Annotated in this window: 25 protein-coding genes; 12 read left to right on the forward strand and 13 right to left on the reverse strand. The window is 73.3% G+C overall.

Features of this window, described 5'->3' with window-relative positions; translation table 11 throughout:
• The first annotated feature begins 148 nt into the window (after positions 1-148).
• Complete coding sequence (locus tag QSK39_RS30200; RefSeq protein ID WP_285481232.1) at positions 149-1,117, forward strand: anti-sigma factor RsbA family regulatory protein; 969 nt, start codon at positions 149-151, stop codon at positions 1,115-1,117.
• On the opposite strand, the gene QSK39_RS30205 is transcribed toward QSK39_RS30200, so the two are convergent.
• The gene (locus QSK39_RS30205) at positions 1,114-1,632 is read right to left on the reverse strand and encodes a helix-turn-helix domain-containing protein (protein WP_285481233.1); all 519 of its coding nucleotides are present in this window, start codon (positions 1,630-1,632) and stop codon (positions 1,114-1,116) included. The genes QSK39_RS30200 and QSK39_RS30205 overlap by 4 nt on opposite strands.
• A 170-nt stretch (positions 1,633-1,802) precedes the next feature.
• Here QSK39_RS30205 and QSK39_RS30210 point away from each other — a divergent pair, with 170 nt between their 5' ends.
• The 5 genes from QSK39_RS30210 to QSK39_RS30230 are packed head-to-tail and all read left to right on the forward strand — an operon-like array spanning position 1,803 to position 5,873.
• Complete coding sequence (locus tag QSK39_RS30210) at positions 1,803-2,804, forward strand: NADH-quinone oxidoreductase subunit B family protein (protein ID WP_285481234.1); 1,002 nt, start codon at positions 1,803-1,805, stop codon at positions 2,802-2,804.
• Positions 2,801-3,259, forward strand: coding sequence for a NifU family protein (locus QSK39_RS30215; protein WP_285481235.1), 459 nt, complete (start codon positions 2,801-2,803; stop codon positions 3,257-3,259). Before QSK39_RS30210 ends, QSK39_RS30215 begins: the two co-directional genes overlap by 4 nt.
• Positions 3,256-3,876, forward strand: coding sequence for a DUF5947 family protein (locus tag QSK39_RS30220; RefSeq protein WP_285481236.1), 621 nt, complete (start codon positions 3,256-3,258; stop codon positions 3,874-3,876). The genes QSK39_RS30215 and QSK39_RS30220 overlap by 4 nt, the downstream gene beginning before the upstream one ends.
• A gap of 9 nt (positions 3,877-3,885) precedes the next feature.
• Positions 3,886-4,566, forward strand: coding sequence for a response regulator transcription factor (locus QSK39_RS30225; RefSeq protein ID WP_285481237.1), 681 nt, complete (start codon positions 3,886-3,888; stop codon positions 4,564-4,566).
• Positions 4,563-5,873, forward strand: a complete 1,311-nt coding sequence (locus QSK39_RS30230; protein WP_285481238.1) for an ATP-binding protein — start codon at positions 4,563-4,565, stop codon at positions 5,871-5,873. The genes QSK39_RS30225 and QSK39_RS30230 overlap by 4 nt, the downstream gene beginning before the upstream one ends.
• A gap of 141 nt (positions 5,874-6,014) precedes the next feature.
• On the opposite strand, the gene QSK39_RS30235 is transcribed toward QSK39_RS30230, so the two are convergent.
• Positions 6,015-7,232, reverse strand: coding sequence for a DUF1501 domain-containing protein (locus QSK39_RS30235; RefSeq protein ID WP_285481239.1), 1,218 nt, complete (start codon positions 7,230-7,232; stop codon positions 6,015-6,017).
• Complete coding sequence (locus QSK39_RS30240) at positions 7,229-8,527, reverse strand: DUF1800 domain-containing protein (RefSeq protein ID WP_285481240.1); 1,299 nt, start codon at positions 8,525-8,527, stop codon at positions 7,229-7,231. The genes QSK39_RS30235 and QSK39_RS30240 overlap by 4 nt, the downstream gene beginning before the upstream one ends.
• Positions 8,528-8,633: 106 nt before the next feature.
• On the opposite strand from QSK39_RS30240, the gene QSK39_RS30245 reads away from it, so the two are divergent.
• Complete coding sequence (locus QSK39_RS30245) at positions 8,634-9,140, forward strand: DinB family protein (protein ID WP_285481241.1); 507 nt, start codon at positions 8,634-8,636, stop codon at positions 9,138-9,140.
• Positions 9,141-9,151: 11 nt separating this feature from the next.
• Positions 9,152-9,607 (forward strand): DinB family protein, encoded by a 456-nt coding sequence (locus QSK39_RS30250; RefSeq protein WP_285481242.1) that lies wholly within the window; start codon positions 9,152-9,154, stop codon positions 9,605-9,607.
• Here the strand turns inward: QSK39_RS30250 and QSK39_RS30255 are convergent.
• Positions 9,604-10,206 carry a hypothetical protein gene (locus QSK39_RS30255; RefSeq protein WP_285481243.1) on the reverse strand — a complete coding sequence of 201 codons (603 nt, stop codon included), beginning with the start codon at positions 10,204-10,206 and terminating at the stop codon, positions 9,604-9,606. The genes QSK39_RS30250 and QSK39_RS30255 overlap by 4 nt on opposite strands.
• 261 nt (positions 10,207-10,467) lie before the next feature.
• Between QSK39_RS30255 and QSK39_RS30260 the strand changes: the two genes are divergently transcribed.
• Positions 10,468-11,436 (forward strand): anti-sigma factor RsbA family regulatory protein, encoded by a 969-nt coding sequence (locus QSK39_RS30260; RefSeq protein WP_285481244.1) that lies wholly within the window; start codon positions 10,468-10,470, stop codon positions 11,434-11,436.
• A gap of 9 nt (positions 11,437-11,445) precedes the next feature.
• On the opposite strand, the gene QSK39_RS30265 is transcribed toward QSK39_RS30260, so the two are convergent.
• From QSK39_RS30265 to QSK39_RS30275, 3 genes are all read right to left on the reverse strand, one after another.
• Positions 11,446-12,138 carry a signal peptidase II gene (locus QSK39_RS30265; protein WP_285481245.1) on the reverse strand — a complete coding sequence of 231 codons (693 nt, stop codon included), beginning with the start codon at positions 12,136-12,138 and terminating at the stop codon, positions 11,446-11,448.
• 159 nt (positions 12,139-12,297) lie between these two features.
• Positions 12,298-13,245: a GNAT family N-acetyltransferase gene (locus QSK39_RS30270; RefSeq protein ID WP_285481246.1), complete on the reverse strand. Its 948-nt coding sequence runs from the start codon at positions 13,243-13,245 to the stop codon at positions 12,298-12,300.
• A 54-nt stretch (positions 13,246-13,299) separates the two neighbouring features.
• Positions 13,300-13,755 (reverse strand): glycogen operon protein GlgX, encoded by a 456-nt coding sequence (locus QSK39_RS30275; protein ID WP_285481247.1) that lies wholly within the window; start codon positions 13,753-13,755, stop codon positions 13,300-13,302.
• A gap of 86 nt (positions 13,756-13,841) precedes the next feature.
• Between QSK39_RS30275 and QSK39_RS30280 the strand changes: the two genes are divergently transcribed.
• Both QSK39_RS30280 and QSK39_RS30285 read left to right on the forward strand, forming a co-directional pair.
• A complete protein-coding gene (locus QSK39_RS30280) occupies positions 13,842-14,561 on the forward strand; it encodes a TetR family transcriptional regulator (protein WP_285481248.1) in 720 nt (239 codons plus the stop codon).
• Between the two features lie 47 nt (positions 14,562-14,608).
• Positions 14,609-15,475, forward strand: a complete 867-nt coding sequence (locus QSK39_RS30285; RefSeq protein ID WP_285481249.1) for a DUF3616 domain-containing protein — start codon at positions 14,609-14,611, stop codon at positions 15,473-15,475.
• A 1-nt stretch (position 15,476) separates the two neighbouring features.
• On the opposite strand, the gene QSK39_RS30290 is transcribed toward QSK39_RS30285, so the two are convergent.
• On the reverse strand, positions 15,477-17,126 hold the full coding sequence (locus tag QSK39_RS30290; protein ID WP_285481250.1) for a CotH kinase family protein: 1,650 nt from the start codon (positions 17,124-17,126) through the stop codon (positions 15,477-15,479).
• Between the two features lie 87 nt (positions 17,127-17,213).
• Complete coding sequence (locus tag QSK39_RS30295) at positions 17,214-17,891, reverse strand: TetR/AcrR family transcriptional regulator (RefSeq protein ID WP_285481251.1); 678 nt, start codon at positions 17,889-17,891, stop codon at positions 17,214-17,216.
• 69 nt (positions 17,892-17,960) lie between these two features.
• Here QSK39_RS30295 and QSK39_RS30300 point away from each other — a divergent pair, with 69 nt between their 5' ends.
• Complete coding sequence (locus QSK39_RS30300; protein ID WP_285481252.1) at positions 17,961-19,067, forward strand: FAD-dependent oxidoreductase; 1,107 nt, start codon at positions 17,961-17,963, stop codon at positions 19,065-19,067.
• A 6-nt stretch (positions 19,068-19,073) separates the two neighbouring features.
• On the opposite strand, the gene QSK39_RS30305 is transcribed toward QSK39_RS30300, so the two are convergent.
• From QSK39_RS30305 to QSK39_RS30320, 4 genes are read right to left on the reverse strand one after another with little or no spacing between them, the layout of a single operon-like run.
• Positions 19,074-19,994 carry a VOC family protein gene (locus QSK39_RS30305; protein WP_285481253.1) on the reverse strand — a complete coding sequence of 307 codons (921 nt, stop codon included), beginning with the start codon at positions 19,992-19,994 and terminating at the stop codon, positions 19,074-19,076.
• A gap of 16 nt (positions 19,995-20,010) precedes the next feature.
• On the reverse strand, positions 20,011-21,207 hold the full coding sequence (locus tag QSK39_RS30310) for an acyl-CoA dehydrogenase family protein (RefSeq protein ID WP_285481254.1): 1,197 nt from the start codon (positions 21,205-21,207) through the stop codon (positions 20,011-20,013).
• 25 nt (positions 21,208-21,232) lie between these two features.
• A complete protein-coding gene (locus QSK39_RS30315; RefSeq protein WP_285481255.1) occupies positions 21,233-21,766 on the reverse strand; it encodes a flavin reductase family protein in 534 nt (177 codons plus the stop codon).
• Complete coding sequence (locus QSK39_RS30320; protein WP_285481256.1) at positions 21,763-22,605, reverse strand: fumarylacetoacetate hydrolase family protein; 843 nt, start codon at positions 22,603-22,605, stop codon at positions 21,763-21,765. Before QSK39_RS30320 ends, QSK39_RS30315 begins: the two co-directional genes overlap by 4 nt.
• Positions 22,606-22,748: the final 143 nt, after the last annotated feature.

Consider the following 22,748-nt stretch of genomic DNA (forward strand, 5'->3'; position numbering starts at 1 on the left):
GGGTGGTGGCAATTGCTCCGAACGGGTGCAATCAATTCATCTGGTAATAGCCGGATCCGGCGCCGTCGAGTACGCTACCGGCGATCTGCGGGAATTCCGGGGAAACCACGATCATGACGAACGTCCGGCGACGGCTTCAGGAGGCTTCGTGCAGCACAGGACGACTCCGGCCGCCGGGTCCGCGCCGGGACGGGTGCCGGAGGCCGGCTTCCGGCACCAGGGGTGCCTCTACGGCAGCGACGCCGAGTTCCTCGCGATGGCCGTGCCGTTCGCGCAGGACGGCCTCCGCCGGGGCGAACCGGTGCTGGTCACCACGACCGCGGCCAACCTGGAGCTGCTGGACGCCGCGATGGGCGCCGACGCCGACCGGATCGCCGTCGCCGAATCGGCCTATATCGGCCGCCGGCCGGGGAAACTGGCCGGCGCGCTGCACCGCTACTGGAACCGGCACCGGTCCACCGCGCCGACCGGCGCGGTCCGCGTCCTCGCCGAGCCCGCGCGGACCGGCAGCCCTCGTGACGAGGCCGCGTGGCAGCGCGCCGAGGCGGAGTTCAACGTGTCCCTGGCGAGCACCCGCATCTGGATGATCTGCCCGTACGACACCCGCACCCTCGACCCCGGCGCGGTCGAGCACGCCCGGCGCGCCCACCCCGAGTACGCCGTGGGCGGGGAGATCCGGCCGTCCGCCGAGTTCACCGCGCCCGGGGAAGCCGAGTGTTCCGGCATCCCGGCGCCGCCGGGGTCCGCCGGCGATCTCTTCCGCTTCGAGGGCGACCTGGTCGCCGTCCGGCGGCACGTGCTGGACCGGGCGAGCGCTCTGCTCCGGTCGGAGAACACGGCGACGTTGTTCGGGGTCGCCGTCGGTGAAGCGATCGCCTACCTGCTCGAGCACGGTATCGACCGGGCGGCCGTCTGGGTGCGGCCGGCGGCCGGCCGGGTGGTGTGCACGCTGCACAGCGACCGGCCGGTCGACGGCCCGGCCTTCTACGGCCTCCGGCCCGCCGGCACCGGCCTGTGGATGACCGACCGGATCTGCGAATGGCTCGACGTCAGCTCCGACGCCGCGGGCTGCACCATCGAGCTGGCGATGCCCGCCGGGGGCCAGGACGGCGCTTAGGTCACTTCTGTCCCGCGCCGCAGCCGCACGTCGCCGAACCGGTCTTCGATCCGGCGCAGATCGCGCAGCCGGGGCTCGGTCTGCCCGCCGAGCCAGCGGGTCAGCGTCTTGGGGGACACGTCCAGCTGCTCGGCGGCGCTCTCCTTCGTGATCCCGCGGCTGCGCAGCGCCTCGGCCAGCCACTCGGCGAAGCTGGCGGCCGGCTCCGGTCGCGTGCTCACGGGGCTCGCCGGCGGGACGCGGGAGGGCAGCACGTCGAACTCGACGCGCCCGGGGTATTTCCGGCAGGAGACCTCCAGCACCCCGGACGGTCCGGCGGCGGTCAGCAGGGCCCGGAGGATCGTGTTGCCGATTTCGCGGTCTTCCGCGTCGGCGAGCGGGGCCTCCCCGAGGCACTCCTGGACGAATTCGCGGATTCGCGGAACCGCCGACGGGCGGGCCGGAAAGATCTTCGTGACGATTTCGACCGCCACTACCTCGATCGATGTCCCCTGCGACCGGCCGGCCGATTCCATTTCGATCAAAGTCCTTCCGCCGAGGTGTTCAGTGTAGTCGCGGAAACGCGAAGCGTGGAACGCCCGGTTTTGTCCCGCCGGGGGCGATCAGGAGTGTCCGGCGGTCTTGCCGCACCTGCCGGACGGGGCTACGGTGGCGTCTTCTCGCGCCCGCGGTGAAGGGGTCAACGATGGTCAGCGCCACGGAGGCCGGCTCCGGAAATCCACCACCCGTCGTCCATATTCTGTGGATGAATGGCGGGCTGAGCTGCGACGGTGAATCGGTGGCGCTGACCGCGGCCACCCAGCCCAGTATCGAAGAGATCGTTCTCGGCGGGCTTCCCGGGCTCCCGGAGATCGCGATGCACTGGCCATTCCTCGATTTCCAGAGCGGGCCCGACGGCGGTGCGGACAGCTTCATCGAATGGTGGCACCGCGCGGCCCGCGGGGAGCTCGACCCGTTCATCCTGATCGTCGAGGGTTCGATCGCCGACGAGACGAACAAGGCCGAAGGTTTCTGGTGCGGGTTCGGCACCGATCCCGCCACCGGCCAGCCCGTGACGGCGAGCGAATGGCTCGACCGGCTGGCCCCCAAGGCGATGGCGATCCTGGCCGTCGGCACCTGCGCCAGCTACGGCGGGATCCACGCGATGGCGGGCAACCCCACCGGCGCCATGGGCGTGCCCGAATACCTCGGGCGCGACTGGCGGTCGCGGGCCGGGCTGCCGATCGTGTGCGTGCCGGGCTGCCCGGTCCAGCCGGACAACCTCTCCGAGACCATCCTGCACCTGCTCTTCCAGGCGTCCGGCAGCGCGCCGGAGATCGACGTCGACGAGGCGCTGCGGCCGAAGTGGCTGTTCCGGAACACCGTGCACGAAGGCTGCGACCGGGCCGGCTACTACGAGCAGGACGAGTTCGCCGACCGGCACGACTCGCCGCGCTGCCTGGTGAAGCTGGGGTGCTGGGGCCAGGTGGTCCGGTGCAACGTGCCCAAGCGGGGCTGGATCAACGGCGTGGGCGGCTGCCCGAACGTCGGCGGCATCTGCATCGGCTGCACCATGCCCGGGTTCCCCGACAAGTTCATGCCGTTCATGGAGGACCCGGCCGACGCCGGCGTGCCGACGGCGACGACCAGCGTGGCCGGGTCCGCGATCCGCATCCTGCGCGAGATCCGCACGGCGGGGGAGCGGTGACCGCGGCCGTCCGGGCCCGGCTCGGGACACTTCTGGGCGTCCTGCTTTCCGGGGAGCACCGGCGGCCCGCCGAGGAGCTCGTCCGGCAGCTGACGGACCTCTACGGCGACGGACTGGCCCGCGTCGTCGCGATCCTGCGCGAGCAGGCTCCGGACCTGCTCGGCGCGATCGCCGCCGACGACGCCGTCACGGACCTGCTCGCGCTGCACGACCTGCATCCCCTCGACGCGGCCACCCGGGTCCGCCGGGCCCTGGCCCGGGTCGGCGGCGACGTCGGGTACCTCGGCCTCGACGACGGGGTCGTGCGCGTGTGGCTCGGCGGCGGGTGCTCGTCGGTGCCCCGGGCGACCGTCGAAGCCGCCGTCCGGGACGCCGCGCCGGAGCTCGCCGGCGTCGAGTTCGTCACCGCGCTCTACGAGATCGGCGTCGGACCGCCGGCCGGGCGGGCCTCATGAGCGTCCACAGTGGATTCTTCCCGGCCGTGCGGCCCCGGGGCGCGGTCCGGCCGGAGCGGTGTGAGCTGTGCGGGACGCCGGTGGCCGCCCGCCACGGTCACGTGGTCGACACCGGCCGCCGCGGCCTGCTGTGTTCCTGCCGGGCGTGCTTCCTGCTGTTCACCCGGTGCGTGAGCGGGGAAGCGCGCTACCGCGCGGTGCCGGAGCGCTACCTGTGGGACCCCGGGCACCCGGTCGCCTGCCTCGACTGGCGCCGGCTCGACGTCCCGGCCGGGTTCGCGTTCGTCCTGCACCGCGGCACGCGCGTCACGGCGTTCCAGCCCGGCCCGGCCGGCGCCGTCGAGACCGTCCTGCCCCTCGACCTCTGGGCGGACCTCACGGCGGGCCACCCCCTGCTGGCGGCGGCGGAGCCGGAGGTCGAGGCGATCGTGTTCCGGGGGACGGACCGGATCACGGAGTGCTTCCTCGTCCCGGTCGACGCGTGCTACCGCCTGGTGGGCGCGGTCCGCCGGTCCTGGTCGGGGCCGGACGGCGGGCCGGAGATGCGCGCCCGCGTCGGCGAGCTGTTCGCGGAGATCCAGCGGCGAGCACGGCCGTTGTGCGGGGGCGCCGACTAGGCTGAACGGGTGGACGAGCCGACCGCCCCGCGCATCCTCGTGATCGAGGACGCCGAAGCGATCCGCGTGCCGGTCGAGGCGGCGCTGACCACCGCCGGGTTCTCGGTGCGGGCGTGCGCCGACGGCGCCGGGCTCGAAGCCGAGCTGGCCCGCGCGCGGCCCGACCTCGTCGTGCTGGACGTCATGCTGCCCGGCCGCGACGGCTTCGAGCTGCTGCGCGTCGTCCGGCGGCACTCGGCCGCCGGGGTGGTGATGCTGACCGCCCGCGACGGCGTCGAAGACCGGCTGCGCGGCCTGGGCGAAGGCGCCGACGACTACGTCGTGAAGCCGTTCGTGCTCGCCGAGCTCGTCGCGCGGGTGACCGCGGTGCTGCGCCGGACCGGCCGCACGCGGCCCACCATCGAGATCGGTGACCTGGTGGTCGACGTCGAGGGCGGCCGGGTCCGCTACGGCGCCGCCGACGTCGAGCTGACCTCGACCGAGTGGAAGCTGCTCGTGCACCTCGCCGAGCACCGCGACCGGGTGGTCTCCAAGACCCAGGTCCTGACCGCCGTGTGGGGCTACGGCGACTACGCGGCCAACCTCGTCGAGGTCAACGTGAGCGCGTTGCGCCGCAAGCTCGAAGCGCACGGCCCGCGCGTGCTGCACACGGTCCGCGGCCAGGGGTACGTCCTGCGCGGGGACCCGTGACGGGCCTGCGGACGACGTCGCTGCGCCGCCGGGTCACCGTCACCGTGCTGGTCGTCCTGGCGGTCGTGCTGGTCGCCGTCGGGATCGTCGTCGACACGGTGTTCCGCGCGCAGGCCGAGCGGGACGTCAGTGCCGTCCTCACCGCGCGGGTGCAGCTGGCCCAGCAGCTGGCGAAGCAGAACGTGGCGCCGCAGAACCTGCTGCGGCGCTTGGAAACGCGTGGGGTGCGGGCCTCGCTGGCGTTGCCGGACGGGACGTTCCTCGGCGCGGCCGACCTGCCGCCGGACGCCCGGATCCGGCAGGTGCGGGCGACGTTGTCCGGTCCGGCGCGGATCGACGGCGCGAAGCTGACGCTCACCGCCGACGAGTCGCTGGTGGCGGCGGCCGAGCAGAGCCTGCGGTGGGTCCTGCTCGGCACCGGGCTGGGCGCGCTGCTCGTCGCCGCGGTCGCGTTGCTGCTGGCCGTGCGGTTCGCGCTCGCGCCACTGGACGCGATGACGCGGCTGGCGCGCACGATCGTCTCCGGCGGGCGCGGGGGCCGGCTCGCGCCGGAGCGGACCGGCACCGAGCTGGGCCGGGCGGCGGCCGCGTTCGACTCCGCGCTCGACGCCCTCGAAGGCGCCGAGCGGGCCGCGCGGGCGTCGGAGGAGCGCACACGGCGGTTCGTCGCGGACGCGGCCCACGAGCTGCGGACGCCGCTGGCCGGGGTGCAGGCGGCGGCCGAGGCGTTGCTGCAGCAGCCGGCCGACACGCCCGCGGACCAGCGGGAGCGGCTGCAGCTGCTGGTGGTCCGGGAGTCGCAGCGGGCCGGCAAGCTGGTCGCCGACCTGCTGGACCTGGCCCGGCTCGACGCGGGCGCGGAGCTCGAGCGGGCCCCGGTGCCGCTGCTCGAGCTGGTGCGCACGCAGGCCGAGCAGGTGCGGCTGACCGCCCCGGACGTCGTGGTCGAGGTCTCCGGGCCGGACACACGGGTGCTCGGCGACCGCGCGCGGCTCACGCAGATCGTGGCGAACCTGACGGGCAACGCGGTGCGCGCGATGGACGGCCGGGGGACGCTCACCGTCGAGGTCACCGCGGACGGGATCACGGTGACCGACACGGGCCCGGGCGTGCCGGGGCCGGACCGGGAGCGGATCTTCGACCGCCTGGTCCGCCTCGACGCGGCCCGCGGCGGTGCGGGCGGGTCCGGCCTGGGGTTGCCGATCGCCCGCGGCTTCGCCCGAGCCCACGGCGGCGACCTGTGGTGCGAGGCCGCGCCGGGCGGGGGAGCGCGGTTCCGGCTGGCGGGGTTGCCGCCGGCCGTGTGAGTGGCCGGGCTGGTCAGGCGAGCAAGCCGGCATGCGGCTGGCCGGGCTGCTGCCGGCCGTGTGAGTCGCCGGGCTGGTTGGGCGAGCAGATCGGCATCCGGCTGGCCGGGTTACCGCCGGCCGCGTGAGCGGCCGGGCTCGTCAGGCGAACAGGCCGGCCATGCGTCCGCTGTGGCCCGGCAGCACCTTGCCCGCGTCCGTCGCCAGCACCTCCTCGACCAGGCTCGCGTAGACGTCCCGGAAGTCCGTGGTCAGCTTCAGGTCGCCGTCGTCGAGGTCGGTCAAGCTCGGCTCCGCGCCGTGGAAACCGCCCTTCACGCGCGGCCCCAGGACGAACACCGGGCCCGCCGTGCCGTGGTCGGTGCCCTGGCTCGCGTTGGCCGTCACCCGGCGGCCGAACTCCGAATACACCAGCACCGTCGCCTGCTTGCCGCGGTCGGTCTTCGCCAGCCGCTGGGCGAACGGGGTCAGCGCGCCGTCCAGCTCGGTCAGCAGGCGCTGCTGGGTGCCGCGTTCGTCGGCGTGCGTGTCGAACCCGCCCAGCGACACCGAATACACCCGCGACGGCACGCCCGCTTCGATCAGCCCGGCCACGACGTCGAGCTGCGCCGCCAGCTCTCCCTTGCGGGGCTGGGTCTTCCCCTTGTCCTTTGTGGACCCGCCCAGGGTGGCGACCGCCCGGTGCAGGTCGTTCACCGACCGCGCCGCGCGCGCCTGCCAGAACCCCTCGCCGGCCTGCGCGGTGCCCAGCCCCTCGAACGCCTTGCCCAGCGCGCCTTCCGGCAGCTTCAGCCCGCCGACCGGCAGCGACGCGGCGGCGGTCCGCTCCCCGGCCAGCATCGGCGGCAGCACCGGGTCGACCGACACCGCGCGCAGCGGGTCGTCGCCGGTGGCGTCCAGCCAGCGGCCGAGCCAGCCGGTCGGCACCGACGTCTCCGGCGACGCGGTCTGCCAGATCGCCATCGACCGGAAGTGGCTGTGGTCCGGCTTCGGGTAGCCGACCCCGCGCAGCACGGCCAGCTGCCCGCCGTCCCAGAGGCTCTTGAAGCCCTTCATACCCGGGTTGAGGCCGAGGCCTTCGCCGAGGTCGAGCACCTCTTCGGGTTTGTACGCCAGCTCGGACCGGGCGTTGATGTAGGCGGAGTCGCTCGCCGGGACGACCGTGTTGAGCCCGTCGTTGCCGCCGTAGAGCGTGACGACGACGAGCACGCCCGCGTCCGGGTCGAGCGGGTTCTCCCCGGCCGCCGACATGAGGTGGCCCCAGTCGACCTGGGTGGCCCCGGCGGCGAGCGCCGCCGCGGCCGTCACGCCGGTCGCCGTGAGGAACCGGCGTCGGTTCACCTGCTGCACGATCGTCACCCGCTCACTGCGTATTCGGGGGCACAAGCGGCCACTGTGGACAGTTGACGCGGGTTGCCGGCGACCCCCGCGAGCGCGGCGCGGGTCCGGTCGGACCAGGCGTCGACGCCGAGGAGGTCCCCGATCGCGGCGACCTTGTCGCGCGCCTTCGTCACCGCGCCGAGGTCGGCGTGCGCGGTGACCTGCTGCGCGAGGTGCAGCCGCGCGACTCCGGCGGACGTCGTCAGCCAGGCGCCGCCCGCCGCCCAGCCCCCGACGCTGGGTGGCTGGAACGGCACCTGGCCCATCCCGCGCAGCCCGGTCAGCAGCTGCGCGCGGGTCTTGTCGTCGAGCTTCGCCGGACGGACACCGAGCGCGCGCAGCAGCCCGGCCAGCCACTCGACCGGCTGCTTGACCAGCGACGTCGCGCTGTCGTGGAACGCCGGTTCGTCGGTGACCGCGCGCAGCAGCGCCCGGAGGTCGCGACGGCTCCCGTAGGCGGCGACGAGCCGGTTGAGGGCGTCCGCGGACGGCGGGGTCGCGGACACGAGCCGGAACCACACGCGGCCCACGACGAACCGCGCCGAGTCGGGCCGGCCGAGCACGAGGTCGGTGAACGACTCCGCGTCGAAGTCGCCGCTCGCGCCGAGGATCTTCTTGACGCCGTCGTCGTGGCGCTTGGCGACCAGTTGCGCGCCGTCGGCGTCGCGCTTCGCGGACCAGCCGGTGAGCGCCCGCGCGGCTTCCCGGACGTCGTCCTCGGTGTAGTGCCCGACGCCGAGGGTGAACAGCTCCATGAACTCGCGGGCGAGGTTCTCGTTGGGCTTGCCCGCCTTGTTGCTGTTGCCGTCGAGCCACAGGAGCATCGCCGGGTCGACCACCATCGCGCGGGCCAGGTCGGTGAAGCTGCCGAGGGCGTGCTCGCGCTGGGTCCGGTTCTGCGCGAGCATCAGCCGCGGGCTGCGGACCTTCTGTTCACTGGTGGCGAAGTGCCCGTGCCAGAACCAGGTGAGCCGTTCCACCGACGCGACGTCGGCGGCGGCCATCCGGTCCAGCCACCAGCCGGCGGCCTGCGTCGCCTGGGCCTGCACCTGCTTCCTCGCCTGCTGCTTCGCGGCCTGGTCGGCGTTCTTGCCGGGCTTGTCCGGCGGCGGGCCGAGGTCGGGCATCGGCGTCGCTTCCGCCCCGGCGTCGGGGCCGGTGCCGAGCAGCCGGTCGCGGGTCTCGGCGAAGCCCCGGTCGAGTTCCCCGGGCCGGGGCCCGAAGCCGAGCCGGTCGTGCAGCCGCCGGACGGCCGCGCGTTCGGAGAGGACCATGCCCCCGATCCTGCGGCGCGCGGCGTCGCCGCGGTGGGCGGGCGGGCGTTTCTTAAGCCGATCCACAGCCACCCCGGCCGGCGGGCGAGGCCGTAAGGTCGTCGTCGTGACGCCTTCTCCCGATCCACCACTCGCCCCGGACGAGCAGGTCGCCGCCGGCGGCGAACGCGAGGTGCTGGAGACGTTCCTGGACCTGTACCGGGCCATCGTCGTCCGCAAGGTGTCGGGCCTGCCCGCGGAAGCGGCGCGCCGGCGGCTGGTGCCGTCGTCGACGACGCTCGCCGGGCTCGTGCGGCACCTGGCGTCGGTCGAGCGGGAGTGGTTCGGCGGGGTCCTGGCCGAGCGGCCCGTGGCCGGCGCGGCGGGCGACGGCTGGAACGTCGACGACGTGACCGACGTCGAGACCCTCGTCGCGGACTACGAACGCGCCTGTGCGGAGTCCCGGCGTGTGGCCGCGCGGTTCGCGCTCGACGGCACTGTGCCGATGCCCCGGCTCGGCCGCGTGTCGCTGCGGTGGATCTACGTCCACCTCATCGAGGAGACCGCGCGGCACGCCGGGCACGCGGACATCCTCCGCGAGCAGGTCGACGGCGCCACCGGCTTCGACGGGTGACGGGGGAACGGATGCGGATCAGCGACGAGGACTACCTGTGGTTCGCCGGCCGGGCCCTGGACGGGATGGCGGCGATCCTCGCGGAGCTCGGCGACGAGCGGGCCAACCGGCGGCCACCCCTGCCCGGGGCGAACACGCCCTACGCCATCGTCACGCACTGCCTCGGCGTGCTCGAGTTCTGGGCCGGCTCGCTCGTCGCCGGCCGCGTGGTGCACCGCGACCGCGACGCCGAGTTCACGGCGTCGGGCCCTGTGCGGGAGCTGATCGAGCGGGTCGCCGTCGCCCGGGAACAGCTGCACGCCGACCTGAAGGCGGCCGAACCCGCCGCACCGCTGCGCGCACCGGCGCCCGCCAAGTACGCGGACACCCCGGCGGGCCGCTCGCAAGGGGGCGCGCTGCAGCACGTCTACGAAGAGCTGGCGCAGCACCACGGCCAGCTCGAGCTGACCCGCGACATCCTCCGCTAGAGGCGGTCGGCGAGCGTCTGCGCCAGGGTGGCGTAGACGTCGTCGCGGTGCTTGCGCAGGTAGAGGTACACGGTCCGGTTCTGGCCGTGGCTCCGCTTGCCGGTCATGACGAGGGCGTCGCCGGTGGTCACGGCGCAGAAGAACGCGCCGTCGCCGATTCCGGGGAGCGGCGTCACCGGCCCGGTGCAGTCCTTCTTGGAGTTCGCCATCGTCTTGGCCGGGGTGGAGCGGGGCGAGGCGATGATCCACAGATCGAGCAGCCACGGGGACACGTACTTGCCTTCGTAGCGGCACTGGAACTGGGTGCCGGGTACGAAGGTCGGGTCCGGCGGCTTCTCGGTCATGATGATGTCCTCGCTCGTTCCGAGCACCCGCTGCAGCTCCGCGGTACCGAGGAACGGGCAGGCCGCGGTGACCTTCGCGGGCGATGCCGGCGGCGTGAACGCCGGCGTGGACGGCTTCGGAGTGGTCACCGCGGTCGTGACCGGCCGGGTGGTCGTCGGCGTCTTCGAGGTGGCCGGCAGCGGCGGCGCGAGGGGCGTGCAGGCGGTGCAGGTCAGTGCCAGAACGGCCGCGAGCGCGGCCCCGGATCTCCCCATTTCGCCAATCTAGCCCCAAAGCGGCGCTTCACCGAGGGGCCCGGTGCCGACGAGCACGAGCGCGCCGCTGGTGAGCTCGACCGGGGTGCCGGCGTGGCACGGTGGCGAGCACCGCGCACCCCGCCGCCATCGCGGACGCGGTTGCGCCGGAGCTCGTGACCCGCGGGCGGCGTACTCTCGGACCGTGCAGATGCCGACACGGCGCGACAGCGAGCCCGTTCGCGGTCACGGATGCCGGCGGCCGGCCGCGGAGCGCGGGTCATGACCGCCGACCCGGTGACCGCCCGCGGGGGCCACGACCACGCCGCCGTCCGCTACGGCTCCGACGCCGAACTGGTCGCCGTCGCCGTCCCGTTCCTCGAAGCCGGCCTGGCCGCGGGGCAGCCGACCCTCGTCTCCCTCGACCCGGACCGGACCGAGCTGGTGCGACGGGCCCTGCCGCCGTCGGCGGAGGTGCAGTACCTCGCGCCCGGCGACGTCTACGCGCGGCCCGCCGCCACGATCAGGTCCTACCGCGAGCTGATGGCCGGGTTCGTCGCCGAGGGTGCCCGGGAGATCCGCGCGCTGGGCGAGCTTCCGCGCGTCGAGATCGACACGTCGTGGGACTGGTGGGCCCGCTACGAAGCCGCGGTCAACCACGCCTACGACGACTTCCCGTTGCGCAGCATCTGCGCCTACGACACGCGGACCACCCCGCGCCACGTGCTCGACGACGTCGCCCGCACGCACCCGTTCCTCGCCTCGCCCGGCGGCGGGCGCCTCGGCAACGACGGTTTCGTCGACCCGCGCGCCTTCCTGGCCGGCTCGCGGCCGATGACGCCGCACCCGATCCAGCACACCGCCCCGCTCGCCGAGCTCGTCGACCCGCAGCCGTCGGCGGCCCGGCGCGCGGTCCTCGACCTCGCCAAGACCGACCTGCCCGCCGCCGAGATCGACGACCTCGTGCTGGCGGTCAGCGAGATCGTCGACAACGCGTTGCGCCACGGCCGGCCGCCGGTCGAGCTGCGGATCTGGGCGGACGCCGACCACGTGGTCGTGACCGTGCACGACACCGGCGAAGGCCCCGGCGACCCGTTCGCCGGCCTGCTCCCGGCCGGCCGCCACATCGGCGGCCGCGGGCTGTGGATCGCGCACCAGGTCTGCGGCCAGGTGACCCTCCACCGCGACGAGACGGGCTTCACCGCCCGTCTCACCATGGGGAACGCCTGGCTCCGCCGCGCGGCGGACTGAACCCCCGGCTCACCGGTTCGCGGAGACCCGGTGGGGGCGGGGCGGATGCGTGGCCCCGCCGTAGTGGGTGGCCCCGAGCGTCACGGCGGCGACGAGCACGGCGGCGCCGGTGACGGTCAGGATGCGCGCCGGGGTGCGCAACCGCGGCCGCGGGCGCGGGATGTCGGCGCCGGTGTGGGACAGCTTCGCCGTGGCCCACCGGTAACCCTGCGCGAGGGCGAACACCAGGGTCGCCCCGATGATGAAGAAGTCCGCGACGTTGAACGTGTACTTCCCGACCGGGACGAAGTCGATGGCGCCGCGGACGCTGCCCGGCGCGGTGAGGTGGTGCAGCCCGAGGCGGTCGAGCAGGTTGCTGGTCCAGCCGCCGATCGCGAGCGCGGCCGGAGCCCGCAGGAGCACCGGGTGCCGGCGCCGCAGGAGGAGCAGCGTGGCGGCGGTCAGCGTCGCGCTCCCGGCGAGGTCGAGCACCGCGCCCGTCACCGGACCGGCGTACCAGGCGCCGACGACCGGCCCGACCAGCGGGTTGCCGCCGAAGTTGATGTGCGCCCGGGGCACTTCGCGCCAGGCCCACGCTTTGGTCACCTGGTCCGCGACGATGACCAGGACCAGGGCGAACGCCGTCCACGGCGGCCGGGAGACCTTCGCGCCGAGACCGGGTGCTTCGAGCCGGATCGTTCCGGCGGTGCCTTCACGGGTCATCGCTTCTCACCGCCCGGGCCCAGGCGACCACGGGCCGTGGCCCGGACGGGCGGCGACGGGGCTGCGTGGATTCGCGGGGTTGGGGAATACCCCACCGGCGGCGTCGTCAAACGCCGGGTGCGGCCGCGCCTGTGTCCACTGTGGACCCGCGGACGCGGGTCAGCCGGCGGTCTTGATCAGCGGCGCGTCCCGGGACAGCTCCCGGAAGCCGACGCCGAAGTACAGCCCGCGGGCGCGAGGGTGGCCCGGCGCGCCGAGGCAGGCGACCGTCGCGTGCACCGCGCCCGCGTCCCGGGCCCGGTGCATCCCGTGCAGCATCATCGCCCGGCCCAGCCCGCGGCGCCGGTGGTCCGGGTGCGTGCCGACCGGCTCGAACTCGACGGTCTTGTTCACCTCGTCGAGCCACAGGATCGCCGAGGCCGCCATCGTCCCGTCCGGTGCTTCCACCAGTACGTGCAGATCGCCGCGATAGGCGGAGGTCTGCCGGACTCCTTCGTAGCTCGCGAGCGTGTACGCCGAGGGAGTCCAGCCGGCGAGGTGGGCCTCGACCGCGGCTTCCGGCCCGGCTTCCTCGGCGGTGCGGAAGCGGAATCCCGCCGGCAGCACCGGTTCCTCGAGCTCGGCGAGGTCGCGTTCGTTGAGCTGGGTCCAGGACCCCTGGTCGCCGAGGGACCCCGGGTCGGTCTCGTAGCCGCGCGCCGCCCAGCGCTCCAGCGCGAACCCGTCGGCCGCGCCCGGCAGCACCGCGCGCTCGACGTCACCGGCCGTCGCGTCGAACCAGCTGATCACGTCGTCGATCAGCCCGGCGTGGCCGGGGTGGACCTGGTGCACCAGCGACGCGCCGGTGACGTCCTTCACCGAACCGTCGTTGCGCCGCACCCGGCGCGGGAGCTGGGCCCAGCCCCACGCCACCAGCTCGCCGCCGGAAAACCACAGCCGGCGGGGCCAGCTCGCGTTGTGGTCGGCGTGCCCGCGGCCCCAGTTCCAGGCGAGCTCGCCGTACGACGCGTCGCCGTTGACGAGGTCGGGCCGGGTGGCGGTGATGCGCTGCGCCAGGCGCTGCATGAGCTCGACGTCCCCGGCGGTCAGCAGTTCGACGGTCCCCATGATCGGTCACTGTGTCAGGACCCCGGGATGCCGTCGAACCGTTTTCCGGCGGGGCTACCGGCGTTCGGGGATGCCCGCGAGGACCGCGCCGAGGCTCGGGAGCCAGCGTTGCTGCGGGTCCGGTGCCGAGAGCCACTCCGTCGCCACGTCCACCCGGTGCGCGCCGACCGGCAACGGGAGCAGCGTGCCCCAAGCGAGCACGTCGACGTTCCGGGGCAGTGCCGAGCGCGGCGGGATCAGGCCGTCGGTCTCCGCGAGGAGGGCCACCCGGGGGCCTTGCTGGGTGGGGAGGTGCATGGCCGGGCCCTGGCAGCCCGTCGCCGCCAGGCGGGTCAGGACCGGGCCGGCGCTGAGCTTGGGCAGCGTCACCGCGCAGATCCCGTTCTCCAGCGCCAGGAACGGGTGGACACCGCGCCACTTCACCGGCCAGCCGAACAGGCGGCCGTAGTAGGCGTCGACCCGGTCGACGGGCGTGGCGGTGCTCGTCGGCACCTGCTGGTCGAGCGACATCGTCGGCGCCTTTCCACGGGGTGGGTGATCCCGCCAGCGTAACGGCACTGAGTGCCGCTAGCAAGTGCGGCTGCTACCGTCCGGCCATGACGGATTCGCCGCGCCGCGCGCCGGCCACCCGGGTCGGGGCGACCCCCGCGGGCCGGCGGCAGCTGCGCCGCGCCCTCGCCTCGGCGGCCGTGGACCTGTTCGCGGCCAACGGCTACGAGGCCACCACGGTGGACGACATCGCGGCCGCCGCCGGTGTCGGGCGCCGCACGTTCTTCCGGTACTTCGACGCCAAGGACGACGTGCTCTTCGCCAACCACGACGAGATCGTCGCGGAGATGGAGGAGGCCTTCGCCGCCGCCGACCCGGGCCGCGACCCGGTCGAGGTGGCGTGCGCCGCGGTCGGCCTGGTGCTCGACTCCTACGCCACCGACCTCGACGTGTCGCTCAAGCGGTTCGCCCTGACCCGCACGGTCCCTTCGTTGCGGGACAAGGAGGTCGCGACCGTCGACCGCTACCAGCGGGTGCTCGCGCGCTACCTGCAGGCGCGCTACGAGGAGCAGGGCGACGGGACGGCGAGCCTGCGCGCGGCCGTCGCCGCGGCGGCGATCGCGGCCGCCAACAACCACGTCCTCCGGCGCTGGCTGCGCACCGGCGGCACCGGCGACATCAAGGCCACCGCGGCCGAGGCGTTCGCACTGGTCGTCGACGCGTTCCGGGCCCCGGGCGGCGACGAAGCCACGGTGGTCGCGGTGCTGACCACGGCGACGCCCCTGCGCGAGGTCGTCGCCCGGGTCGGCGAGGTCCTGCGCAGCTGAGTGACACTGAGTGCCACTGTTTCGCCCGCGCTGTTTACACTGAGGCCATGGCGAAGGGGAAGAACGTCAAGCCGACGCCGTTCCGCGAAAGAAACGGCGACCACCCGTTCAACGCTTCCGGTGTGGTGCGGACGGGCTCCCGGCGATTCACCTTCGTCGACAACAAAGACCCCACCGCGTTGTTCGAAATGACGTTCGACGCCCACCTGGACACGGTGGAACGGATCCACCGGCGCCGGCTGGCCGGCGCGGGCGGGCCGGGCGATCCCGAAGGCCTCACGCGGGCCGACGTCGACGGGGAAACCTTTCTCATCGTTTCGTCGTCGCTCTCGGTCGCCCGCAACGGCGGCCGGATCAACGACGGCCTGGTGCGCGTCCGGTACCGCCCCGACGGCGACCTGGCCGCCGAGCCGATGGCCGGGTTCCGCGAGTGGCTGCTCGCGCACGTGCCGAGCCTGGCCGCCGCCGGCCGGCTGGAGCCGGACGCGGGCGGGCTGAACGTCGAAGGCCTCGCCTGGGACGCCCGGGCGGGCGCACTGCTGTTCGGCTTGCGAGGACCGGCCGTCCCCGGCGGCATCACCCTCGTGGAAGTCCCGGCCGAAATCGGCGGAGAGTGGACGACGGCCTCGCTGGGGACACCCACCCTGCGGTCCGCCCGGGTCCCACGATCGACCGGGGGGCAAGGCGTCCGCGACCTCTGCTGGGACGCGCGGACCGGCCGCCTCCTGCTCCTGATCGGCCGCTCGGCCAGCGACGGCGACGCGCCGTTCCGGCTCGGCACCTGGACCCGCGGCGACGACCCCGTCGAGCTGCTCGACGTCACCTTCCACCGGACCGCGAAGCCGGAAGGCGTGACGACGTTCGAGCGCGGGCTCCTCATCGTCGACGACGGTGGCGGCTACGCGGTCCTCTGACTCAGGAGAAGTACAGTTTCGACGCGACGGGGTCCTGGACGACCCGAGGCCGGCCGGTGGCAGTGGGATCGGCGGCGAAGGCCGCACCGGCGCCGGTCCGGACGCTCGTCAGCGTGAAGTAGCCGCTGTAGGCGAAGGGATCGCCGGGCGGATCCACCGGGGTCACCGAGAACTCCTCGGCGTGGTCGGCGTCGTCCGCCGCGCGCGTGCCGAGCAGCTGGTGGCCCTGGGGCGACGCCGTCGTGCTCGCGTGGAGCACCCTCCCCGACGCCTTGCTGGCGAGTGACTTCCCGGTGCCGAGAGCGTCGAAGCACCACAGATCCGCTTCGTCGACGTCGGCGGGCCGAAGCCGGTGGATGACTTCGAAACTCCCCGGGTCCGCCGCGACGGGTTCGGTGCGGCTGGCGTGCATGCACTCGTTCGTGACGTCTTCGCGGACGTACGCGCCTTCGGCGCCGGGCAGGCCACCGCAGAGGTAGCCGGCGGAGGCGGCGAGCCGGAGCTGCTTGCGGACCGTGGTGACCTGCGCGGGCACGTCGGGCACCCCGAGTCCGGTCAGCAGCGCCGCCATCCGCTCGAGCAGCGGCTTGAGCACCGTCTCCTGGGTCCGGTGGCCGAACACGCTGTCGCGGTAGGTGCCGATCTGCCCGATCAGCTGCGCGCGGCGGCCCGGGTCGTCGCGCACCAGCCGGGCGAGCAGCCCGGCCGTGTCGAGCCGGAAGTGCCGGGCGGGCTGCAAGGTCTGGTCCAGGCCCCACGGGATCATCTTGAACTTGACGTCGTCGACGCCGGGCGCGGCGACGGCCTTCACGTCGTTGTAGACATAGGTGTTGTTGGTGTTCCGGGAATAGCCGTCCCAGTGTTTGAGGAAGAACTCCATCGCGTAGATCTTGACGAACTGGTCGAGGTCGAACACCTGGCTCGCGCCGGCCAGGCCGTGCGCGGCGATGTGGTCGATGGCGAGCCGCAGGTCGGCCTTGTCCTCGAACTTCGACAGCGATTCCACGCCGATGAAACCGAACCGCTTGTCGACGAAGTCGTCATTGTGCTCGAGCTCGTACAGGTTGCCGTCCGGGTTGCCGAAATTGCGCTCGATGTAGCGCGGCATGATCGGCTCGACGTTCACGAAGACACCCGGGGCGGTGACGCCGGCGACCCCTTGGCCGATCGGGGTGCCGTTCACGAGCACTCGGGCGAAGTTGCCGCGGGAACGGGGCAGCCCGGCGAGCGCGAAGAGCTGGTAGCCCAGCAGCTGCCGGACGTAGGAGGCGTCCTGGACCGAATTGTTGAGCGTCAGGTACCGCGAGCCGATCAGCCGGGTGATCGGTGCCTTGTTGGCGTCGAGGAACTTCGCGAAGTCGATGTGCAGGCACGGTTTGTCGCTGTTGATCGACCCGCAGAACGACTTCTTCTTGATTCCCACGTCGGAAAAGGTCGTGCGGGCGGGGAACTTCGTCCCGGATATCTCGACCGACGCCGCTTTCCGCCAGGTGTAGCGGCTGCCGCCGGCCCAGTCGAAGTTGCACACGCCGCCCGCCGGCTGCTCGGTGCGCACCGCGTCCCAGCCGGCCTGCGGCAGCGTGATATCGATCGTGAGCACATTGTCGATCTCGTAGAGGGAATCGAGTGCCCGCTGTTCCTGATCGCCCATCCCGACAGTCTACGACCGGTTTTCCCGTGGCGGACCGGAAGAAATTCAGCGAGGAATTTTACGATCACGCCGCTTTTCGTGGATAGCTCACCCGGCCCGCGGCGGGTGGACGGCGGTGATGCCGGCGAGGATGAGGTCCACCCCGGCGAGGAACTGCTCGCGGTCGTCGTGCTCACGCAGTTCGGCTGCCACCGACCGGGTGAACGGGTACTCCTCCGGGTCCAGGTCCTCCCATGCGCTCGCCACCGCGTCGAGGAACTCGGTGCGGCTCGCCTGGGGTATCGCGATCCGGGCGTTCGCCGCGTTCTGCCCGGCCGCGCCGAGGATGTAGGTCACCAGCGCCGACGTCGTCGTGAACCGGTGGCCTTCGGGGACGCCCAGCGCGTGGACCGGACGGCCGACGGCTTCGAAGATCCGCGGGGTCACCGAGCCGCGTGAGAGCTGCAACGCCAGCTGCGTGGCCAGCCAGGGGTGCCGGTCGATCGCGTCGAACAGCCCGAGCGCGACCGCGCGGACGTCGTCGCGCGGGGAACCGGTGGCGCCGGTCGTCAGCACGGTGGCCAGGACGCCGTCGGTGGCGGCGTCGAGCAGCTCGCCCTTGTTCGCCACGTGCCAGTAGATCGCCCCGGCGCCGGTGGCGAGGCGTTCGGTCAGCGTCCGGAACGTCAGCCCGGCCTCGCCGCTCGTGTCGAGCAGCTCGATCGCGGCTTCGACGATGCGTTCGCGGCTGAGGGCCTCGGTGCGGCGGCGGGTGCGGGGTGGCATGCCCCATCTTGACATACCTGGAACGTTGTTCCAACATGGAATGACATTCCAGACCACGAAGGAGTCATCATGAACGTCACGATCATCGGCGCCGGGCTCGGCGGCCTCGTCCTCGCTCGCGTCCTGCACGTCCACGGCGTCCCGGTCACCGTCTACGAGGCCGAGCCGTCCCCGGCCGCCCGCAAGCAGGGCGGCCTGCTCGACATCCACACCCGCACCGGTCAGGTCGCCCTCGAGGCGGCCGGCCTGACCGACGAGTTCCGGGCACTCGTCCTGGAGGGGCACGAAGCCACCCGGGTCCTCGACCGCGACGGCACGGTCATCCACGACGAGCCCGACGACGGCACCGGAGGCCGGCCCGAAGTGCCCCGCGGCGAGCTGCGGCAGCTCCTGCTCGACTCGCTCCCGGACGGCACGGTCCGCTGGGGGCACAAGGTCACCGGCGTCCGTGCGCTGGGCAAGGGCCGCCACGAGGTGACCTTCGCCGGCGGCACGACCGTCACCGCCGGGCTGCTGGTCGGGGCGGACGGCGCCTGGTCGAAGGTCCGGCCGCTGCTCTCCGCCGCCGTCCCCGAGTACATCGGCCGCTCGTACGTCGAGACCTTCCTGTACGACGGCGACACCCGGCACCCGGCCGCCGCGAAGGCGGTCGGCGGTGGGGCCCTGCTGGCCCTCGCGCCGGGCAAGGGGATCCAGGCCCACCGCGAAAAGGCCGGCACCCTGCACACCTACGTCGCGCTGACCGAGCCGGTGGAGTGGTTCGGCGACTTCACCGACGCGGCCGCCGCGATCGAGCGGACCGCGCGGGAGTTCGAAGGCTGGGCCCCGGAGCTCACCGCCCTGATCACCGACGGCGACACCCCGCCGGTGCTCCGCCCGCTCTACAGCCTGCCGGTCGACCACCGGTGGGACCGCGTGCCGGGCGTGACGCTCGTCGGTGACGCCGCCCACCTGGCGGCCCCGAACGGCGAGGGCGCCAACCTCGCGATGCTCGACGGCGCCGAACTCGGCCGGGCCCTGGCCGGGCACGACGACGTCGAGGCCGCCCTCGCCGAGTTCGAGCAGACGATGTTCGCCAGGGCCGCCGAGGCGGCCGCCGACGGCAACGAGCTCCACGAACTGCTCTTCGGCGACGACACCCCGCACGGCCTGGTCGCGCTGTTCCGGGGGGAGTGACCGGGGTCAGGCGCCGTCGTGGGCGTCGGTCATCAGGTCCGCCAGGTCCTCCGGCGCCAGGAACGACGGCGGGGGCGGCGGGCCCCACGCGTAGAGGCTCTTCTCCCCGGCGACGACGCGGGGTTCCCAGAGCTGGTCTTCGAGGATGCAGTCGATGTCGGAGTAGTACTCGGAGAAGTTGCCCGCGGGGTCGCGCAGGTACCAGAAGAAGTTCGAGCCGATGTAGTGCCGGCCCAGACCCCAGGTGTGGCGCTCCGGGTGGCCTTCGAGCATCGCGGTGGCGCCGCGGCCGACCTCGTCGACGTCGTCGACCTCCCACGACGTGTGGTGCAGGAAGCTCACCGGCGCCTGCTGCACCAGCACGTTGTGGTGGTCGGTGGAGCAGCGCATGAAGGAGGCGAAGCCCGGGGCTTCGTCGCTGACCTTGAACCCCAGCCCCTCGGTGAAGAACCGCTGGGTCGCTGCCTGGTCGGTGGAGCCGAACACGACGTGGCCGAGCTTGCGGGGCCGGACCGCGGCCTCGCGGTCGATGCCGGGCGCGCGGGTGTTCGCCCGCGCCACCGCACCGGGTCCGTTGTAGGCCACCGGTTCCGGTGGTTCCTGGCGGATCCGCGGCGCGACCGACACGACGACGTCGAGCCCGGTGACCGGGTCCTTCGTGTGCAGCGCGTCGCCGTCGATGCGGCTCTCGACCTCGAGGCGGGCCAGCGACGCGGTGATCCGGCCGAGGTCGTCCGGGTCGTCGGCGCCGATGCCGAGGGTGAGCAGCCGGCGGTGCGGGGTCTGCCGCAGCTCGAGCTGCTCACCGCCGTCGGCGGTGGCGAACCCGGACGCGGTCGGCGTGAGGCCGAACTCGGTGTAGTACTTGGCGGTCTCGTCGACGTCCGGGACGCCGATGGCGATCTTGGTCAGGCGGTGCAGGCTCATGACGGGTTCCCTCCGGTCAGACGAGCGGGGTGATCTGGTCTTCGCGCCCGAGCAGCGCCTTGCCGTAGATCTCGTAGTTGACCGCGGGGAGCACGATCGCGTGCCGGGCGGCCACCGCGGAGTCGCGCCAGATCCGCTGCAGCGGGTTGACTTCGGCGAAGCTGCCCGCGCCGTGCGCCGAGAGCAGGACGTCGATCGCGCGGGTGATGTTCTCGACGGCCCAGCCGGTGTCGGCGCGGGTCCGGGCGCGGGCTTCGACGCCGGGGTACGTGCCCGTCGCCGACGCCGTGTCGATGTCGTCGGCCGCGCGGTAGGCGTGCAGGTGGGCGGTGTCGATCCGCATCGCGGCTTCGGCCAGCTGGAGCTGGAAGGCGACGGAGTCGGCTTGCGTCGCGTAAGTCGTGTAGGAAACCGGCTTGCGGGCCGCCTTCTCCTTGACCAGCTGCAGCGCCTTGCGGCCGAGACCCAGCTGCGGCCCGGCCAGGACCAGCGTCAGCACCGGGACCAGTGCGGCGCGGAAGAGGTCTTCCTCGGGCTCGCCGTTCGCGTACTGCCCGCCGATGGCCGGCGGCACGGACATCACCCGGTGCTCGGGCACGAACACGTCGTCGGCGATCAGGCAGTTCGAGCCCGACGAGCGCATCCCGGCGACGAACCAGGTGTCCTCGAAGCCGAGGTCGGTGCGGGGGAGCAGGGCCATGCCCTGGTCCACGACCTCGCCGCGCTCGTCGGTCAGCGGGATGCCCAGGCCCGCCCAGTCGGCGTGCCACGAGCCGGAGTTGTAGTACCAGCGGCCGGTGACGCGGTAGCCACCGTCCACTTTGGTCGTTTCGGCGGTCGGGGCGAGCACGCCGGACACCTTCGCGTCCGGGGTCGCGCCCCAGATGTCGTCCTGGGCCTGGACGCTGAACAGGCCCGCGAGCCACGCGCAGACGTTGCTCAGCGCGACGACCCAGGCCGTGCCGCCGTCGGCTTCCCCGACCGCGGCCGAGACGTCGAGCATCGCGCGCACCGGCAGCCCGTACCCGCCGTAGCGGCGGGGCTGGGCGACCTTGAACGCGCCGACGTCGGTCAGCGCGGCGATGCTCTCTTCGGCGACCCGCCGGTCGGCTTCGCCCTGGGCGGCGTTCTGCTCCAGCAGCGGCCGGATGTCGCTGATGCGGGCGAGGATCTGCTCGAGGGTGGGCGCGGGCTGTTCGGTCGCGAGGGTCATGACGGCGGTGTCCTTTCCAGGCGGGTCAACGAGCGCAGGCGGCGATCTGGTCGGTGATGAGCGGGCGCGGCCGCTCGGCGAAGCGGGAGTGGGTGCCGAACGTGCGGTGGGCGTAGACGAGCGGCGGCAGGTCGGTCCGGCCGAGGTCGGTGACCAGGCCGAACAGCAGGAGGTGGTCGCCGGCCTCGACGACGCGGTCGAGGGTGCAGGCCACCCAGCCGGCGGCGTCGCGCAGCCGCGGCAGCCCGCGGTCGGCGAACCACGCCGTCTCGCCGCCGAAGCGGTCGGCGCCGCGGGTGGCGAACCGGACGGCGAGGTCGTCCTGGCCCTGGCCGAGCAGGTTCACGCCGAACCGCTGCGCGGCGAGGACCTCGGCCAGCAGCGCCGAGCGCCGGTCGAAGGCGACGCTCACCAGCGGCGGGTCGAGCGAGAGCGAGGTGAACGAGCTGACCGTCGCGCCGTGCGGGCGGCCGGTGGCGTCGCTGGTGGTGACGACCGTGACCGGGGCGCAGACCGCGGCCAGCACCGCGCGGAGCCGGTGTCCGTCCACAGTGGTCATGCCGGCTCCGTGAACCGGTGGCGCATCGTGCCGATGCCCTCGATCGTGGTGACGAGCTCGTCTCCCGGGCTGAGGAACCGCTGCGGGGAGCGGGCCATGCCGACCCCGGAGGGCGTGCCGGTGAAGATCACGTCGCCGGGCCGCAGGGGCAGGATCGCCGAGAGCCGCGCGACGATCTCGGGCACGGAGAAGATCAGGTCGCTGGTGCGGCCCTTCTGCACGGACTCGCCGTTGACCGAGCAGCCCAGCTCCAGGTTGTCGCGGTCGGCGAACTCGTCCGGCGTGACCAGCCACGGCCCGGTGGGCCCGAAGCCGGGCGCGGACTTGCCGAGGCTGAACTGCGGAGCCGGGCCGGCCAGCTGCACCGTCCGGTCCGAGAGGTCCTGGCCTGCGGTCAGCCCGGCGACGTGGTCCCAGCCGTGCTCGGCGGAGACGGTGCGCGCCTCGCGGCCGATGACGGCGACCAGCTCGACCTCCCAGTCCACAGTGGACCCGGTAAGCGCGACGTCGCCGTGCGGGCCGGTCAGGCAGCTGGGGAACTTCGTGAACACGGCGGGCGAATCGGGCAGGCCGAGGCCGGACTCGGCGGCGTGGTCGCGGTAGTTGAGCCCGACGCCGAAGACCTGGCCCGGAGTGGGGGAGGGCGCCCGGAGATCGGTTTCGTCGAACGCCTCGGCGTCGGCGGTCGAGACATCGGCTGCCCAGGCGGTGAACTCGTCCCAGCGGGCGTAGACGGCGTGGGGGTCGGCGGAGAAGCGCTGCCCGCCGGCGCGCTCGACGTCGACGGCGCCGCCGGAGGTGAGCAGGACAAGCCGGCCGGCGAGGTTGGCGATCCGCATCGAGAGGCCTTTCGGTCGAGGAGCTCCGACGCCGTGATCCGCTCCGGTCGAGTACCGGGGTTGCGTCGGTCAGCCCATACTCTGCGTGCGATATCCGACTGTCAAGACAAGAATCGATTCTTGCGCGAAGAGTGTGTTATCGT

Source organism: Amycolatopsis sp. NBRC 101858, assembly GCF_030269325.1.
GTDB lineage: Bacteria > Actinomycetota > Actinomycetes > Mycobacteriales > Pseudonocardiaceae > Amycolatopsis > Amycolatopsis ponsaeliensis.

Excerpts from the sequence above, each read along its gene's own strand:
- QSK39_RS30205 (WP_285481233.1), bottom strand. The coding sequence starts at position 1,632 with ATGGAATCGGCCGGCCGGTCGCAGGGGACATCGATCGAGGTAGTGGCG.
- QSK39_RS30210 (WP_285481234.1), top strand. The coding sequence starts at position 1,803 with ATGGTCAGCGCCACGGAGGCCGGCTCCGGAAATCCACCACCCGTCGTC.
- QSK39_RS30220 (WP_285481236.1), top strand. The coding sequence starts at position 3,256 with ATGAGCGTCCACAGTGGATTCTTCCCGGCCGTGCGGCCCCGGGGCGCG.
- QSK39_RS30240 (WP_285481240.1), bottom strand. The coding sequence starts at position 8,527 with ATGGTCCTCTCCGAACGCGCGGCCGTCCGGCGGCTGCACGACCGGCTC.
- QSK39_RS30250 (WP_285481242.1), top strand. The coding sequence starts at position 9,152 with ATGCGGATCAGCGACGAGGACTACCTGTGGTTCGCCGGCCGGGCCCTG.
- QSK39_RS30255 (WP_285481243.1), bottom strand. The coding sequence starts at position 10,206 with ATGGGGAGATCCGGGGCCGCGCTCGCGGCCGTTCTGGCACTGACCTGC.
- QSK39_RS30260 (WP_285481244.1), top strand. The coding sequence starts at position 10,468 with ATGACCGCCGACCCGGTGACCGCCCGCGGGGGCCACGACCACGCCGCC.
- QSK39_RS30265 (WP_285481245.1), bottom strand. The coding sequence starts at position 12,138 with ATGACCCGTGAAGGCACCGCCGGAACGATCCGGCTCGAAGCACCCGGT.
- QSK39_RS30270 (WP_285481246.1), bottom strand. The coding sequence starts at position 13,245 with ATGGGGACCGTCGAACTGCTGACCGCCGGGGACGTCGAGCTCATGCAG.
- QSK39_RS30275 (WP_285481247.1), bottom strand. The coding sequence starts at position 13,755 with ATGTCGCTCGACCAGCAGGTGCCGACGAGCACCGCCACGCCCGTCGAC.
- QSK39_RS30280 (WP_285481248.1), top strand. The coding sequence starts at position 13,842 with ATGACGGATTCGCCGCGCCGCGCGCCGGCCACCCGGGTCGGGGCGACC.
- QSK39_RS30285 (WP_285481249.1), top strand. The coding sequence starts at position 14,609 with ATGGCGAAGGGGAAGAACGTCAAGCCGACGCCGTTCCGCGAAAGAAAC.
- QSK39_RS30290 (WP_285481250.1), bottom strand. The coding sequence starts at position 17,126 with ATGGGCGATCAGGAACAGCGGGCACTCGATTCCCTCTACGAGATCGAC.
- QSK39_RS30295 (WP_285481251.1), bottom strand. The coding sequence starts at position 17,891 with ATGCCACCCCGCACCCGCCGCCGCACCGAGGCCCTCAGCCGCGAACGC.
- QSK39_RS30300 (WP_285481252.1), top strand. The coding sequence starts at position 17,961 with ATGAACGTCACGATCATCGGCGCCGGGCTCGGCGGCCTCGTCCTCGCT.
- QSK39_RS30305 (WP_285481253.1), bottom strand. The coding sequence starts at position 19,994 with ATGAGCCTGCACCGCCTGACCAAGATCGCCATCGGCGTCCCGGACGTC.
- QSK39_RS30310 (WP_285481254.1), bottom strand. The coding sequence starts at position 21,207 with ATGACCCTCGCGACCGAACAGCCCGCGCCCACCCTCGAGCAGATCCTC.
- QSK39_RS30315 (WP_285481255.1), bottom strand. The coding sequence starts at position 21,766 with ATGACCACTGTGGACGGACACCGGCTCCGCGCGGTGCTGGCCGCGGTC.
- QSK39_RS30320 (WP_285481256.1), bottom strand. The coding sequence starts at position 22,605 with ATGCGGATCGCCAACCTCGCCGGCCGGCTTGTCCTGCTCACCTCCGGC.